Origin of the sequence: Flavobacterium cryoconiti (assembly GCF_048158645.1) — a bacterium.
In the GTDB taxonomy this organism is placed as follows: Bacteria; Bacteroidota; Bacteroidia; order Flavobacteriales; family Flavobacteriaceae; genus Flavobacterium; species Flavobacterium cryoconiti.
This window is the reverse complement of record NZ_JBLNKW010000009.1, coordinates 147794-164347: the sequence shown is the minus strand read 5'-3', so window position 1 is coordinate 164347 and position 16554 is coordinate 147794. Positions and strand designations below refer to the sequence as shown.

The following is a 16554-nucleotide window of genomic DNA, read 5'->3' as shown; positions in this document are numbered from 1 at the left end:
TATTTGGTTAACCGATTATAACCGATTAAACAAATAAATTTTTTATAAAATATGTTTTTGTGCTTTATAAGAAGAACGAACTAATGGTCCGCTTTCTACATGACGAAATCCTAATTCTAAACCAAATTTCTCATATATTGCAAACTGATCCGGCGTTATAAATTCTTTTACCGGCAAGTGTTTTTTACTCGGTTGCAAGTATTGTCCTATCGTTACAATATCAACATTTGCCTCGCGTAAATCGCGCATCGTTTGAAAAACTTCTTCTTCTTTTTCACCAAGACCCAACATGATTCCTGACTTGGTTCGATTAATTCCTTTTTCTTTCAAGTAACGTAATACTTCCAGACTTCGGTCATATTTAGCTTGAATACGTACTTCACGAGTCAATCTGCGAACGGTTTCCACATTATGCGAAACCACTTCAGGATTGGCTTCTACGATACGGTCAATATTTCTTTCGATACCTTGAAAATCAGGAATCAATGTTTCCAGTGTCGTATTTGGGTTCATTCTGCGAATGGCTTTTACGGTTTCAATCCAAATAATTGATCCGCCATCTTTCAAATCATCTCTGTCTACGCTTGTAATTACGGCATGTTTGATGTTCATTATTTTGATAGAACGCGCCACTTTTTCCGGCTCATCCCAATCCACAGTTTCTGGTCTTCCGGTTTTTACACCACAAAAACCACAAGAACGCGTACATACATTTCCTAAAATCATGAATGTAGCCGTTCCTTCACCCCAACATTCGCCCATATTTGGACAACTTCCGGAAGTACAAATCGTGTTCAAACTATATTTATCTACTAAGCCACGAAGCTCTGTATATTTTTGGCCAATTGGGAGTTTTACCTTCAACCATTTCGGTTTTCCTATAGGTAAAGTATTTTCTAAAACAGTTTCCATATATCAATTTTCAAAGTACAAAGATAAGGAAAGTTGATTTAAGAAATAAGATTTTAGAATTAGGATTTAAGAGTGCAAATTTCAATAATTTTCAGGAGCAATTTCCAGCTATACGTTTTAATCTTGTGTTTTGAAATGGGTTTTTCTAGACCATAAAGGTGCTTCCGTTGGTCGCTCTTTTTTGTCGAGAAAAAATACCATTTCAAAACACAAGGATTTCTACTGCTATCTGGGCTATAATGCGTTATAGACAAGATTCGTTTTATAGATTGATTTTTATTGTATCCCATTAAATCAGTTATTCAAAAAATATTATATTTGAAACTCAAAATCGAAAATAAATGAAAAATAAATCAATACTATTAGGGGTATTATTGGTGGTTTTTGGTGTTTCAAAAACCAATGCACAAATTAATTTTGGAGAAAAAGCACTTGGTGCAGTTCAAAAAGGGGTTGCAGGATTCACTTTTAGCGATGCTGATGCGGCAGCTTTATCTAAAGCAGCTGTTGATAAAATGGATGCAGAACATATCGTTACAGGACCAAAAGATCCTTACACCATCCGTCTTAATAAAGTTTTTGGAAAATATACAAGCGGTGACGGATATGCATTAAACTATAAAGTCTATAAGCTAAATGAAGTAAACGCATTTGCCACTGCTGATGGAAGTGTTCGTGTTTATTCAGGATTGATGGATATTATGGATGATAATGAATTGTTGGCCGTTATTGGCCATGAAATAGGACATGTGGCTAATCATGATTCGCGAGATGCTATGAAAGCGGCGTATAAAAAAGAAGCTTTAATAGATGTTGTTGCTTCACAATCGAATAAAGTGGCGGCTGTAACAGATAGCCAATTAGCTAAATTGGGAAGTGTGATGATTGATAGTAAACACAGCAGAAAACAAGAATCAGAAGCCGATGAGTTCTCGTATAATTTCATGAAAAAAAATGGATATAATGTGAATGCGGTTTCTTCAGCCTTTTCTATTTTGGCAAAAATGAGCGAAGGAACTCAAGCTTCTTTTTTGGACAGAATGATGAGTTCACATCCTGATTCTAAAGAAAGAGCTGAAGCTGCAAAACAAAGAGCCGAAACGGATGGATTGTACAAACCGTATGTGCAACAAAAAGCAGTTGTAGCTAAAACTACAACTACTAAAAAAACTACAACCAAAAAGAAGAAATAAGATTTTTTTAAATTGCATAAAAAAGCAGAACTTTTGGGTTCTGCTTTTTTGCTTTTGGAAACTAATCCATTTGTACCGTAATGGGAAGGTTATAGGCAGTTCGAACCGGTTTTGAACCAATCATTCCTGGCGACCATTTGGTTTTCAATGATTTCAATACTCGGATGGCTTCTTTTCCTAAACCATAACCAGGATCTCTTTTTACTTGAATGTCAGTCATGCTTCCGTCTTTTTCTATTACAAAAGCCACATAAACTTTCATGGTGCTGCCGCTGTCAACATCTGGTTTTTCAAAATTATTGCCTACATAAGTATAGAATTTATTAATTCCTCCCGGAAATTCAGGAAGTTTATCTAGAGTTGCAGTGGCTACAATTGTATTTCCGGGATCAATAGGAGTATCAGTTGTCGTTCCTGTTCCAGTGGAAGAAGTTGGATTTATACCAACAGTTGCTGTTCCTTCTGTAGTCGTGTTTGTAACTGTAGTATTATCAGTGTTTTTTGCAATATTTTGATTTGCCAGTTGTGCCTGTACAATTACAGGATTTACAAGTTGGTCACTTTGAATTGGTGCTTCCGTATTTTGTGCTTTTACTTCTGGAAGAACTGGTTTTTCTATTTCCCGAAGCTGATTGGGTATAATATCGGTTACGTTGACTATGGTATTAGTGAATTCGGGTATTGTTATCTTATTTTCAGAATTAAAATAGTTTAGAATCACAGGAATACTCAAGGCACAAGTTAAAAGTAATATTCCCATAAAAAGTGCCATTATTGAAGTTTTGGTACTTTCTTGGCGCAACTGATACGCTCCATATTCTTTGTTTCTGTATTGAAAAACAAGGTCAATCCAGCTGGTCTCGTAAATGCTTAATTTTGACATAATTTATGGATTTAAAGGTTAAGTATCAGTTAAATCATAAGCAAGTGTTGTTTTATTTAACAACGTAAATAACAAGAAATTTAGTATGTAAAATGGGAGTTATTTTTTAGTTTAATTGTTTTAACCGTTTATTGAATTAACCAGTGTCTCAAATAACGATTAAAGGAATAATCATATAGACTGAAAAAAAACAATAAAAAACTATCTTTTATTCTGAATGATTTCCGCAAGAAGTTTTTTGGCGCGAAGCAATTTAATTTTCACATTACTCAACGGTTCGTCAATTTTGTTGGCAATTTCCTGGTAACTCATTTCCTGAAAATAACGCAATTGGATAACCTCTTGGTAATGTGGTTTTAATTCTTTGATGAATTGTAGTAATTGCGAAAGGTTTTGTTCCGTAATCAATTCATCTTCTGCTGATGGAGTAGTGTCAGCAATGTTGTAAGCTTGTTGGTCTTCTTCTTCTGTAATTTCGACAAAAAGACTCGATTTCTTTTTTCGTAATAAATCGATATGTACATTTTTTGCAATAGCGATAAGCCAAGTGTTAAACTGAAATTCAGAGTTGTAAGTCGCTATTTTGTCAAAAGCTTTTGAGAAAGTTTCGATTGTAATATCTTCTGCATTGGTTTCATTTTCAGTGCGCTTGAGCATAAAACCATACACTTCATTCCAATAATAATCCAATAAAAAAGTAAAGGCAACCTGATCGCCTTGTTTTGCTTTTTCTATTTGTTTATTTATTTCCAATGTACCGGTTTTGAGAAAATATTCGTTATAAAGATATTGATTTGTGTCAATATAAGTGCTATCTCCACTATAGGAAACCATACTTTAATGTCATTTTCTTTTAATTTTCCTGCAGAAAATCCAACAATAATCCAAGCGACAAGGTAGCGAAGTATAATTAAACCCAATACTAATATCCATTGAAATTGAAAAGATAATAAGATAATAGGCAATAAAATAAATAGTAATTGCGAACAATAAAAAGCTCCTAATTGTAATTTATCTAAAGGTTTGTAATAATTTGCCGTAGCTATGTGTCTTCTTTTTTGGGTAAACCAGTCTTTAAATGTTGTTTTTGGTTTAGAAAGGGTAAAACTTTCCGGTGTGTAAGCAATAGTTGTATTTTTTGCATTCGCCGCTTGATTGATAAACAAATCATCATCTCCAGAACGAATTTGCATGTGTTCTATAAAGCCATTTACATTAAAAAAAGTTTCTTTTTTGTAGGCTAAATTTCGCCCTACACCCATATAAGGGTGTCCTATTTTTGCCCAAGAAAAATATTGAATTGCCGTAAGCAAAGTTTCAAAGCGAATTATTTTATTCAGAAATGAATTAGGGATTTTTTCATATTTACCGTAACCCAAAACAATTGTCTTTTGCATCGTAAATTGAGAACTCATTGCTGTTAACCAATCTTTTGAAGTTGGGTAACAATCCGCATCAGTGAATAATAAATATTCTTTTTTTGCCGCTTTAATTCCTAAAGTCAATGCATATTTTTTGTTTCCCCAAAAAGCTTCGTTGTTCTTCACTTTTACTAAGCGAACATTTGGATATTGCTTCTCAAATTCTTCAAAAATAGCCAAAGTGTTATCACTTGAAGCATCATCAATCAAGACAATTTCGAAGTCAGGATAGTTTTGTTCAGCAAGTAACGGGATGAAATTTGTTACATTTTCTTCTTCGTTTTTGGCACAAACAATTACCGATATCGGGATTCTTTTTGGCGTTATCTTTTGTGCTTTGGCGAAAGCAAACTTACCAAAAACACCCAGATAATACGAAATTTGAACAGCAACTATAAAAATAAAAAAGTAAAGAATTAGTATAAGCATCTGAGTTTAATGAGTTTTTAATCCCGAAATTTCGGGAGAGTGCAAAGGTATGAATAGAATTGTGAATTGTTAAGTACAATGTGTGAATTTCGAAATAATTTATCGAGGGCATTTCTTCATTTCATTTGCGACAGCAATCGCTTGGACATCTTCTGTCTTTTCTAATTCGGAAATAATGTTTTGGTAATTTTTATCATCTCGGTTTTGCGATAATTTTCTTGTGGCTTGGATTTCTGTGATTTCGATTTCAAATGCTACAATCCCTCGGGTTTGCATCATGGTTTTCTTAGATAAATCTGCTACACGAACTGGGTTTTCAGAATTCTGTTCGTATTTATCAACCAGTTTTTTTAGGGATTCTATTACTGCTTCACCTTCGATGATTTTGATTTTTCCGTAAACATGAACAGCAATATAGTTCCATGTTGGCACATTTTCATGATCGTACCAAGAGGAAGAAATATAAGAATGTGGTCCAGAGAAAACAGCTAAAATTTGGTCGTTATCAGTAAAACCTTTCCATTGTGGGTTTTCTTTAGAAATGTGCCCATGTAAAGTTTCCTTGCCTTCTTTATTGGTATCTAATTCCAAAGGGATATGTGTTGCACACAATTTTCCATTGGTTTGATTGATCAGAATGCCAAAGCTGTTCTCTTGAAGAAATTTTTTGATTTCTTCTTGATTCTCGTTTTTGTAGATTTCTGGAATAAACATCTTTAAATTTAAGAATTAGGATTTAGGAATTTTGAAATACTATTTTGGTATTGACTATCTGAAATCAATCTATATCACATTTACTTCGGCTTCAATGTGAATGCCAAATGTTTTAAAAATAGTTGCTTGAATATCTTTTGAAATATTTAAAATTTCTTGTCCTGTGGCATTACCATAATTTACTAAAACCAAAGCTTGGTTTTTATGGATTCCGGCATCACCAAAACGTTTTCCTTTGAAACCTGCTTGTTCAATCAGCCATCCTGCAGGCACTTTTACTTCAGTTTCAGAAACATCATAGTATTTCATTTCTGGAAATTGCTGGTGTATTTTTTCAAAATCTGATTTTAATAGAATAGGATTTTTAAAAAAACTACCACTGTTTCCTAGTTGTTTTGGATCTGGTAATTTACTTTGTCGAATAGCAATTACGGCATTACTGACGTCTTTTAACGTAGGATTGGTAATGTTATTTTTTTCTAATTCTGACGTAATATCACCGTAAGAAGTATTGATTTTATGATTGCGTTTTGTTAATTTAAAAACAACCGATGTAATGACATATTTGTCTTTAGATTCGTTTTTAAAAACACTTTCTCGGTAGCCAAATTGACATTCCTCTTTTGTGAATGTTTTAATTTCCTGATTTTCTATCGTCATTGATTCGCAGGAAACAAAAGTGTCTTTAATCTCAGTGCCATAAGCGCCAATATTTTGTACAGGAGTAGTACCTACATTTCCCGGAATTAGCGACATGTTTTCTAAACCACCAAAATTTTGGTTGATGGTCCAAAGCACAAATTCATGCCAGCTTTCACCAGCCTGACTTTCGACCCAAACAAAATCATCATTTTCTTCAATAATTTTCTTCCCTTTCAAATCAATATGAATGACCAGTGCATCAATATCTTTTGTCAAAAGCATATTGCTTCCGCCACCTAAAATAAATTTTTTTTGAGATTTATTTTCTTGTAAAATAGTTTTTAATTCTTCGCTTGAATGTACTGCAACGAACTGTTTTGCTTTAGCTTCAATGCCAAAAGTATTGTGTTTTTTTAAAGAGAAATTATGTAGTATTTCCATAAAAGAAAGTGCTTTTTTGAATAGTTTAATCCTAGGTCAAAAGTAAGAATTAAAATTTAGTTGCATACGTTTTCATCCAGATATGCATCATAAACAAAGGCATAATATAAGGAGTCATTCTGGTGTCTCCTTTTTGTAAATTTTGAATTAATTTCTGGATGTTTATGTGTTCAAAATAAGGGATTTGAAACAAATCACTTTTAGAAAAAGATTCTAATTCTTCTTTAAACGCAGGGCTTTTTGTGATGTAATCTCCCCAAGGAGCACTTAGACCTACTTTTTTGAATTTTAGAATTTCTTCAGGTAAGCGTTCTTGCATCGATGATTTCAGGATGAATTTCCACTTTTTCCCTGCAAACAACCATTTATCTTCCAATGAGCCTAATCCAACAATTAATCTTGGATCCAAAAACGGTTCCCTACATTCAATTGATGCACCCATCGTACAGCGGTCGTTTCTGTCCAGAAGCGAGCATAAATAAGTATGTTGGTCAAAATAAAGTGCTTGTCTACGTAAATTGTCCGGATATAAAGATTTCGCTTCTTTATAAATTTGTTTTCTGTATTCGTTTGTAGGGGGAGTATTAATACCAAAAGTTTCCGCAATATCATTGGGGTAAATATTGGACCCATTATATATGATTAAATCAGATTTTTTAATAATTTGGGCATAACGAGTTAACTTTTCGTATCGTGGCTGTTTTGTAAAAACATCTAAATTACCAATTGTGGCAATGGAATTCAATAATGATGGATATTGTAAGGCTTTGTAGCGTACATAGCCACCCATCAATTCATCAGCACCTTCCCCGGAAAGCAACACTTTTACTGACGGTTTAGCCATTTGAGAAACTGCAAGAAGATGCGGCTCACTTAAATGCATGATAGGTTCATCCTGAAAATAGGTAGAAGTTAATAGTTTATCGAAAAGATTTTCACCTTCTAATTGCATCGTATGAAAGCCGTAATCGAATTTATTTGCTAAAATTTTAGCCAAATGTGCTTCGTTGTGTTCTTTCTCTTTGAAACCAATATTGAACGTTTCAATACTTTTGTATTTTTGGTGGTGTAAGGAAGCTAAAACGGAAGAAGAATCTAGTCCGCCACTCAATAATACACCAACAGGAACGTCACTTACCATTCTCAATTTTATGGAATCATCAAAAGTTTCGCGAAACCATTCCACTGGATTTTTTATTTCTGGTTGATTTTGAATTTCCTTTTTTAAATTCCACCATTTTTCCGTAGTGGTTTTTCCGCTTTCATGAATGGTCATGATGTGCCCTGGCAATACTTTTTTTACATTTTGATACAATGTATTTTCACCGGCAACAAATCGGTTAAAAATGTATTCTTCCAGTCCGTCTTGTGCCATTTTGAGAGGAACTCCAGCTGTGAAAAGTGCTTTTTGTTCGGATGCGAAATAAAAGGTCTCGTTGTAAAAAGAATAATATAGTGGCTTAACTCCCATTCTGTCACGAACTACAGTTAGTTTTTTTTCCATTTTATCCCAAATAGCAAATGCAAACATTCCGTTGAGACGGTTGAGCATTTTTAAACCATGTAATTGGAATAATTTCATCAAAACCTCAGTGTCTGAACTGGTCCTAATATCAAATCCATTGCTTTTTAACTCGGGATAAAATTCTTTGAAATTGTAGATTTCGCCATTGTAAACCAATACATATCTTCCATCTTCCGACAGGAAAGGTTGGTGTCCGGCTAAGGAAATGTCCAAAATTGAAAGTCTTCTGTGTCCAAAACCAATATTGTTTTCTATAAACAATCCTTTATCATCAGGTCCGCGATGTTCCAGCGAATCGCGCATCTTTGTGAGAACGCGTTCGTCAACTTTTTTTTGTAATTGTAAATGCAAGATTCCATTAATTCCACACATAGTTAGTTGGGGCTATTATTTGTGTTAATTAATTCGTGGTATTTTTGGGCAATAATTCTCATGTTAATATTGTAATCTGCATTTTGTTCTACAAATATTCTATTTTTTAAAACGGCTTCGTTTCGATATTTATTGTTTTCAAATGCCCAGATTAATTCTTCTGCGAGCATTTCAAAATTATCAACGGTAACTAGTTGTCCATTTTCTCTATGTTTAATCCAACTTTGATTTCCTAGAATATCAGTTACAATTGGATAACAATTAGTAGCCATTGCTTCAAATAAAGAGGCCGAAACGCCTTCAGTTATTGGCATACTAATGTAAATATTAGATTGCTGTAATAGTTTTGGTAATGCTGTATTTGGTATTCTTCCTGTAAAGTTGACCTTGTCTTCAATCTTTAATTTTTTTGCTAATTCTTTTAATGCTAAAAGTTGTGTTCCGTCTCCTATTATAGTAAGTACGAAATCTATTCCTTTTTGGTTTAGAATCGCAAAGGATTTTAAAATAATATCGTGACGGTATTCCGGCAACAAGGAGCGAGTGACGATAGCGCAAATTTTTTCTGGATTGGCATTGTTGGTATTGCCGAATTTCTCCAGATCAATTCCCTTTGGTAAAACCAAAACTTTATTCATATCGACTTTGGCTTCTATCATAGAAAGTGTCATCACAGGACCCCAGGCATGAATTAAATTAGCTTTCTGGAAAGCATAATGTTGAATGAGTTTTTTTAAAGGCAATGAAATAGATTTTTCAGGCCATAAATCGGTTTTGCCTTGTTGTGCAATTGCTATAGATTTTACATTGGATAATGCAGCTAAGAATCCATAACTAGTCGTTCTTTCTGCAATAACCATATCTGGCTGATGCGTTTTTATTAGTTGCCTAATTTTAAAAAAAGCTAATTCAAATTCGAAAATCCTTAAAATTCGGTTGTAAATACAGTTGCTGGGGGTTTTTAATTCCCAAGTAATGATTTCAAAATCACCAAACTCTTTGAGACCATTCATCCAAGTGATGGCATCGGCTCTGTAGGATTCTCCCAGAAAAAGTATTTTCTTTTTTTGCATCGGTATAAATTAGGAATTACTCAGAAGTTAAAGCGCGATTTATAAAGTCATTCAACGGTTTTAATGTTATTAATTTTTTACTCATTGTAGCAACAAAATCTTTTTTTGTCACTTCTGAGATATCAATTCTTTGAGAACATTCGAAACTTTTCAATTTTAAAAATTCAATGGCAGGATGTTCTTTTTCGTATCCTCGTGGCGGATTCTTTAGTGTATCCTTTTCATTTCTATCAAAATCTTTAAATTCCCGTTTAAAATCTTTTTCGTTAAGAATAGCTTCTAAATCATCATGGAAATAAGCAATTTCTTTGCGCATTTTTTTTAAATCTTGCGCTTCGGGGCAATACAATCCACCGGCAATAAAACTGGCGCCTTTTTCTAAATGAAGGTAATAACCAGAGCGATTCATACCTTTTGCTCCCGAAGAAAGCCAAACGCCTAAGTGCGATTTATAAGGAGTCTTATCCTTAGAAAACCGAATGTCACGATTGATTCTAAAAGTGCAATTTTTTACTTCCAACATTTCCAGCGAAGGATCCATTGGTTTCATGACGTCAAGTAAATCAGTAACTAGTTGCTGATACTCTTTCTTAACAGCTTCATACCTTTTTTTATTTTCCAAAAACCAATCACGATTGTTGTTGGCCTTTAAATCATCCAGAAATTGTAGTGTATCTTTTGAAAGCATCTTGAACTATTGTAATTGTTTTTTTAAATCGTCTTCACTAATAAAACCAGAATGCTTCCATTTTACTGCTGCGTTTTCATACAATAATAAGGTAGGAAGTTCACTGATTTTCAATTCAGCCATCAATGTTTTATTCTCATCTGCATTCAATCGAATGATGGTCACGCTATTTGCTAAATCTTTTTGCATTTGCAAAATATATGGGGTCATTTTTTTGCAAGGAGCACACCATTCTGCATAGAAATCAATCAATATTTTTTTGTCTGAATTCAATAGTTTGTTGTATTCCATAACAGATATGCCTATGGTTTTATCGCTTGGTTTTGATAATCCTGCTGCATCCCATTTTAGAATTCCTCCGTCTAATTGATAAATTGTTGTGAAGCCTAATTCGCTTAATTTTTCAGCTGCTTTTTGGCTTCTTCCTCCGCTTTTGCAATACACAAAAACTGGTTTTGATTTATCAAATTTTTCAGCATCAGTAACAAAAGTATTTCCAAGCCAATTTACATTTTTGGCATTGTCAATATGATCTGACGCAAATTCTTCAGGAGTTCTTACGTCGAGAATTTGAGAATTTGGAGTCTCCTTTATTTTTTCTGCAAAAGCTTTGGCTTTAATAGTTTTTACGTTTTTTGAAGTTTGTCCATTACAGGATAGAATTACAAAAGAGAAGATTATAAGACATATAGAATGAAATTTCATTGTGATTTGATTTAAATTGAAATAGGCTAAATTAGGTATTTTTTCATTTTTTTGAACCTTTAAAATTATTAAATAAAAGTTATAAATTGAAAATTTTATAGGTCTGATGCGTCGATTTTACAATAGTTTCCGTGCGCTCCGGATGTGTATCTGAGATAAAAAGCTGTCCAAAAGTATCACTGTTGACCATTTCAATAATTTTTGACACCCGACTTTCATCTAGTTTATCAAAGATATCATCAAATAATAGAATCGGTTTTACGCCACTTTGTTTTTTTAGAAATTCAAACTGTGCTAATTTTAAGGCAATTAAAAATGATTTCTGTTGCCCTTGAGATCCAAATTTCTTGATAGGATGTCCGTCTATTTCAAATGATAAATCATCTTTATGAATTCCCACACTTGTATAATGTAGCGCTCTGTCTTTATTAATGTTCTCTTGTAAAAGCGTCAGTAAATCTTTCTCGAATAAATGACTTTCATATACCAGTTGAACGGTTTCCTGCGAGCCGGTTATGGCTTGATGGTGTGTGTTGAAAATAGGAATAAACTGGTCGATGAATTCTTTTCTTTTTTCGAAAATATAATTTCCAAAACTATTGAGCTGCTCATTATATATAGATAACGTATCGTTTTCAAAAACATGATTCAACGCGAAATATTTCAACAAAGCATTACGCTGGCTCATTACTTTCTGGTATTGAATCAGTTGCTGTAAATAATGGGAGTCTAGTTGCGAAATTACGCTATCCATGAATTTTCTTCTGGTTTCGCTGCCTTCTACAATCAAATCCCTGTCGGCTGGCGAAATAATAACCAAAGGAATAAAACCAATATGATCTGAAAATTTCTCATAAGCTTTCCCGTTGCGTTTTAATATTTTTTTTTGACCTTTTTTTAGACTGCAAAGGATTTGTTCGTTTCTTTCGTTTTTTTCAAATTCAGCATCAATTACAAAAAAATCTTCACCGTGTTTTATATTCTGAACGGCTAATGGATTGAAATAGCTTTTTCCATAGGATAAATGGTAGATTGCATCGAGCACATTAGTCTTTCCAATACCATTTTTACCTACAAAACAATTTATTTTGTTGTCAAAATCGAAATTTGCTTCCGAAAAATTCTTATAATTGAATAATGAAATTTTTTTTAAATACATCTGTAAGGCTTGCTGGTATTGAGAACTTTGATGTTTTTGAACAGGTTTTTCAAAGTGGGTGCAAATTATTGAAAAATATCGATAAAAATGGCTTTTAGATTTGAATAAAAATTTTATTTTTGCGACTCACTAAATTAAAATTAAATGGCTACTTACAGTAAAAGAGGATATAAAGCACCAAAAGAAAAGGAAGTAAAAGACGGAGTTGAAGAGGTAGTAATTGATGAAAAAGACAGCACTACAGCTGGTGTTTTTTCAACATTAGACGAAACAGCTTCAAGAACTGAGGATTGGGTTGCCAGAAATCAAAAAGTCATTATTGGATTAGTTGCAGGTGTTGCATTATTTACTGTTGGTTATTTAGCGTATCAAAAATTTATTGCTACGCCAAAACAAGACGAAGCAGCTAACGAAATGTTTATTGCACAACAAAATTTTCAAAAAGCGACTGATGGAGTAGCTAGTGATTCATTGTATAAATTATCTTTGAATGGTTCAGAAGGTAAATTTGGGTTTTTGAAAATTGCTGATGAATATTCTGGGACAGATGCAGGAAATTTAGCTAACTATTATGCTGGTATTGCTTATTTGAACACAGGGAAATATACTGAAGCAATTGAATATTTAGGTAAATTCAAATCTGAAGATATTGTATTGGGTGCTTTGGCAAAAGGAGCAATAGGTGATGCTTATTCTCAAAAAAATCAACCGAAAGAAGCTTTGGAGAATTATGTAAAAGCTGCTGAGACAAATAAAAATGATTTTACTACACCTCGTTTCTTGTTGAAAGCAGGAAAAACGGCTTTGGCATTAGGAAATAAAGCGGATGCTTTGAAATATTTTGCAGACATAAAAGAAAATTTTGATGCAACTCCAGAAGCTGCTTCAATTGACGTTTTGATAGGATTGGCACAATAGTAAAAATGATTTAAGATTCCTGATTGAAGATTGAAGATTTTTGTTTTCAAAATGCTATCTTTAATATCTCAAATCAAAATTCTATAATCAAAATTCTCAAATCAAATGGCTACCGTAAATAAAAACTTATCCGAGTACGATAAAAATTCAATCCCAAACGCGAAAGATTTTCGCTTTGGGATTGTTGTTTCAGAATGGAATGATTCCATAACTGAAGGACTTTATAAAGGAGCTATAGAAGCCCTTTTGGAAAACCAAGTTCCATCTCAGCATATCATTCGCTGGAATGTTCCTGGAAGCTTTGAGCTTATATATGGCTCAAAGAAAATGTTGCAAACGCAGAATGTTGATGCTGTTATTGCTATTGGATGTGTAATTCAGGGGCAAACAAAGCATTTTGATTTTGTATGTGAAGGAGTAACTCAAGGAATTAAAGATTTGAATGTACAAACTGATATTCCGGTTATTTTTTGTGTTTTGACTGATAATACCATGCAACAATCTATTGATAGAAGTGGAGGAATTCATGGGAACAAAGGTACTGAAGCGGCTATTGCGGCCATAAAAATGGCATATATTCGTCAACAGGCTTCGTTGTCACATCAAATAGATAATCAACATTTACTGTCTGCAGGAGCAATTCAAATTGAAGAAGGTTCGCCTTTAGAGTTGAAAGAATAAATAATAAAAATACTAATTATTAAAACCTATACTGTTTCATGAATAGTATAGGTTTTTTGTTTTTTTTATGATTAAATAAGCTACCATTCCCAATAGAATTTCATTAAATTTGTACTTCTTGGTTCTGAAAACCTAAAAACGTAAACTTTAAACCTAAATTTTTTAATGTCGAGTATTATTCAATTACTTCCTGATCACGTTGCCAATCAAATTGCCGCTGGAGAAGTTGTTCAAAGACCAGCTTCGGTGGTTAAAGAATTGCTTGAAAATGCAGTTGATGCCAGAGCAACGGATATCAAATTAATTATTAAAGATGCAGGGAAGGCATTGGTTCAAGTGATTGATAATGGTTTAGGAATGAGCGTAACCGATGCGCGTTTGTGTTTTGAACGTCATGCCACATCCAAAATTCGTCAAGCCGAAGATTTATTTTCTTTGCATACCAAAGGGTTTCGTGGAGAAGCATTGGCTTCTATTGCGGCGATTGCCCATGTTGAAATGAAAACCAAACAAGATCAAGAAGAACTTGGGACGCACATTATAATTGAAGGCAGTAAATTTGTCTCTCAAGACGTAGCTGTTTTGCCAAAAGGCACTTCGTTTGCAGTTAAAAACCTTTTCTTTAATATTCCGGCAAGACGCAATTTCTTGAAATCAGATACGGTGGAATACCGCCATATTATTGATGAATTTCAACGAGTGGCTTTGGCTCACCCCAAAATACATTTTACATTTTATCACAACGGCAGTGAAATGTTTAATTTACCGCCTTCGACTTTGCGACAAAGAATTGTCAATATTTTTTCCGGTAAAACCAATGAGAAATTAGTTCCAGTTCAGGAAGAAACAGAAATAGTGGCTGTTCAAGGATTTGTAAGTAAACCAGAATTTGCCAAGAAAAACCGTGGAGAACAGTTTTTCTTTGTGAATGACCGTTTTATAAAAAGTGGTTATTTGCATCATGCTGTTATGGCTGCTTATGACGGAATTTTGAAAGATGGTGCGCAACCTAGTTATTTTTTATATTTATCAGTACCGCCCAATACGATTGATATCAATATTCATCCCACTAAAACGGAGATTAAGTTTGATGATGAACACGCTTTATATGCGATTTTAAGAGCTTCAATAAAACATAGTTTGGGACAATTTAATGTGGCTCCAGTTTTAGATTTTGATCGAGATTCTAATTTGGACACGCCCTATCATTACAAAGATTTAGAAGGTGCTACGCCAACGATTCAGGTTGATGGGAATTTCAATCCGTTCTCTGAAGATAAACCCAGCAAGCAATTTTCTAGTTATAGAAAACCGGAACCAACAGCAAATTGGGAAAGTTTGTATGTAGGCTTAAAGCAAGATACAGATGAAATTGGTCCTATTACTTTCGAAAATGAAGAAGTGACTTCGTCTTTATTTAATGATGAAGAAGTGGAGCATGCGGTTCATAAAACCTATCAAATTCATAAAAAATACATTGTTTCCTCCATCAAATCAGGAATGGTTATTGTGGATCAACAGCGGGCGCATCAACGTGTTTTGTACGAACAATTTCTAGTTAATATGACAGTTAATCAGGCATCAAGCCAGCAGTTATTATTCCCATTAAACTTGTTTTTTTCGTCAAGCGAAATGGAACTTATCGCTGAATTGCAACTTTCATTAATGAACACCGGATTTGTTTTCGAAGAAAATAATACAGACCATATCGTCATTTCAGGAATACCTGTGAATGTGACAGAGAGTGAAGTCTCATTAGTTTTGGAACAATTGTTAAGTGATTTACAGGATGGAATTCCAGAAAGTAGTTTTAGCCAGAACGATACAATTGCCAAATCAATGGCGAAAAGTTTAGCGGTGAAAACTGGAACACACCTTACAGAAAAAGAACAGGAAAACTTGGTGAACGGGCTGTTTGCCTGTAAAGACCCCAATGTTTCCCCATTTCATAAACCCACTTTCATAACGATGCGTGTGGAAGATTTAGATAAAAAGTTTGCACTATGAGAAACGTAACAGAAACGGTTAAGCAATTAATCATTATTAATATTTTATTTTTTGTGGGGACACTTGCTTTAGGGGATCCCGCTTATAAAATGCTTTCCATGTATTTCCCTGAAAATCCAAATTTCCAAGTTTGGCAGCCTATTTCACACATGTTTATGCATGGTGGATTTATGCATATTTTCTTCAATATGTTTGCGTTATATTCTTTTGGTTCTGCATTAGAGAGTATTTGGGGAAGTAAAAAGTTTCTCTTTTTCTATATTTCCTGTGGCTTAGGTGCAGCATTGCTTCATACGGGAATCAACTATTATTACTATCAGGATGGACTAAATGTTTTGATGGAGCAAGGATTTTCTAAAACGGAAATTTTAGCAGTTTTAAATGGAAAAGGGAATGATCAGATTGTACCGCTTTTAAATAGTCCTAGTTTTCAAAATTTCGTAAGTGCCTATTTTGGAACTGTAGTTGGAGCTTCTGGAGCTATATATGGTGTAATTGTTGCTTTTGCTTTTATGTTTCCTAATGCTGAATTGGCTTTGATGTTTATTCCGGTGCCAATAAAAGCAAAGTATTTTGTACCAGGTTTAGTTTTGGTAGACTTGTATTTAGGAGTTTCTGGTAAATCTATTTTTGGAGGTGGAGGAGGAATTGCCCATTTTGCTCACGTCGGAGGGGCTTTATTTGGCTTTTTAATTATGTGGTACTGGAAGAAAAATCAGTTTAATAAAAATCGCTGGAATTAAAAAAGGAATTAATTTTCATTTGTACTGTTCTCTTTTATGGCTATTATG

The 16554-nt window shown here is 33.7% G+C and carries 16 protein-coding genes; 5 read left to right on the top strand and 11 right to left on the bottom strand.

Annotated features, from left to right (window positions below):
- Positions 1–42: 42 nt before the first annotated feature.
- Positions 43–912 (bottom strand): lipoyl synthase, encoded by an 870-nt coding sequence (lipA, locus tag ACM55H_RS13945; protein ID WP_039110082.1) that lies wholly within the window; start codon positions 910–912, stop codon positions 43–45.
- 341 nt (positions 913–1253) lie between these two features.
- Between lipA and ACM55H_RS13940 the strand changes: the two genes are divergently transcribed.
- The gene (locus tag ACM55H_RS13940) at positions 1254–2105 is read left to right on the top strand and encodes a M48 family metalloprotease (protein ID WP_416837077.1); all 852 of its coding nucleotides are present in this window, start codon (positions 1254–1256) and stop codon (positions 2103–2105) included.
- Between the two features lie 61 nt (positions 2106–2166).
- Here the strand turns inward: ACM55H_RS13940 and ACM55H_RS13935 are convergent, their stop codons facing one another.
- From ACM55H_RS13935 to recF, 10 genes are all read right to left on the bottom strand, one after another.
- A complete protein-coding gene (locus ACM55H_RS13935; protein WP_416837076.1) occupies positions 2167–2988 on the bottom strand; it encodes an energy transducer TonB in 822 nt (273 codons plus the stop codon).
- Positions 2989–3189: 201 nt separating this feature from the next.
- Positions 3190–3741, bottom strand: coding sequence for an RNA polymerase sigma factor (locus tag ACM55H_RS13930; RefSeq protein ID WP_039110079.1), 552 nt, complete (start codon positions 3739–3741; stop codon positions 3190–3192).
- Entirely contained in the window at positions 3732–4838 is a 1107-nt protein-coding gene (locus tag ACM55H_RS13925; protein WP_416837075.1) for a glycosyltransferase, read from the bottom strand. Before ACM55H_RS13925 ends, ACM55H_RS13930 begins: the two co-directional genes overlap by 10 nt.
- Before the next feature lie 99 nt (positions 4839–4937).
- Positions 4938–5552: an FMN-binding negative transcriptional regulator gene (locus tag ACM55H_RS13920; protein WP_416837074.1), complete on the bottom strand. Its 615-nt coding sequence runs from the start codon at positions 5550–5552 to the stop codon at positions 4938–4940.
- 69 nt (positions 5553–5621) lie between these two features.
- Positions 5622–6635: a UDP-N-acetylmuramate dehydrogenase gene (murB, locus tag ACM55H_RS13915; protein ID WP_416837073.1), complete on the bottom strand. Its 1014-nt coding sequence runs from the start codon at positions 6633–6635 to the stop codon at positions 5622–5624.
- Positions 6636–6684: 49 nt separating this feature from the next.
- On the bottom strand, positions 6685–8532 hold the full coding sequence (gene asnB, locus ACM55H_RS13910; protein WP_416837072.1) for an asparagine synthase (glutamine-hydrolyzing): 1848 nt from the start codon (positions 8530–8532) through the stop codon (positions 6685–6687).
- Positions 8533–8534: 2 nt separating this feature from the next.
- Positions 8535–9605, bottom strand: coding sequence for a glycosyltransferase (locus ACM55H_RS13905; RefSeq protein ID WP_416837071.1), 1071 nt, complete (start codon positions 9603–9605; stop codon positions 8535–8537).
- Positions 9606–9621: 16 nt separating this feature from the next.
- Positions 9622–10293 (bottom strand): DUF2461 domain-containing protein, encoded by a 672-nt coding sequence (locus ACM55H_RS13900; protein ID WP_416837070.1) that lies wholly within the window; start codon positions 10291–10293, stop codon positions 9622–9624.
- 6 nt (positions 10294–10299) lie between these two features.
- Positions 10300–10998, bottom strand: coding sequence for a thioredoxin domain-containing protein (locus tag ACM55H_RS13895; RefSeq protein ID WP_416837069.1), 699 nt, complete (start codon positions 10996–10998; stop codon positions 10300–10302).
- A gap of 79 nt (positions 10999–11077) precedes the next feature.
- On the bottom strand, positions 11078–12157 hold the full coding sequence (recF, locus tag ACM55H_RS13890) for a DNA replication/repair protein RecF (protein ID WP_416837068.1): 1080 nt from the start codon (positions 12155–12157) through the stop codon (positions 11078–11080).
- 144 nt (positions 12158–12301) lie between these two features.
- Here recF and ACM55H_RS13885 point away from each other — a divergent pair, with 144 nt between their 5' ends.
- The 4 genes from ACM55H_RS13885 to ACM55H_RS13870 all read left to right on the top strand — a co-directional run bounded on the left by ACM55H_RS13885 (position 12302) and on the right by ACM55H_RS13870 (position 16506).
- Positions 12302–13075 (top strand): tetratricopeptide repeat protein, encoded by a 774-nt coding sequence (locus tag ACM55H_RS13885; RefSeq protein ID WP_416837067.1) that lies wholly within the window; start codon positions 12302–12304, stop codon positions 13073–13075.
- 105 nt (positions 13076–13180) lie between these two features.
- Complete coding sequence (gene ribH / locus ACM55H_RS13880; RefSeq protein WP_039110067.1) at positions 13181–13756, top strand: 6,7-dimethyl-8-ribityllumazine synthase; 576 nt, start codon at positions 13181–13183, stop codon at positions 13754–13756.
- 165 nt (positions 13757–13921) lie between these two features.
- Positions 13922–15763 (top strand): DNA mismatch repair endonuclease MutL, encoded by a 1842-nt coding sequence (gene mutL / locus ACM55H_RS13875; RefSeq protein ID WP_416837066.1) that lies wholly within the window; start codon positions 13922–13924, stop codon positions 15761–15763.
- A complete protein-coding gene (locus ACM55H_RS13870; RefSeq protein ID WP_039110065.1) occupies positions 15760–16506 on the top strand; it encodes a rhomboid family intramembrane serine protease in 747 nt (248 codons plus the stop codon). Before mutL ends, ACM55H_RS13870 begins: the two co-directional genes overlap by 4 nt.
- Positions 16507–16554: the final 48 nt, after the last annotated feature.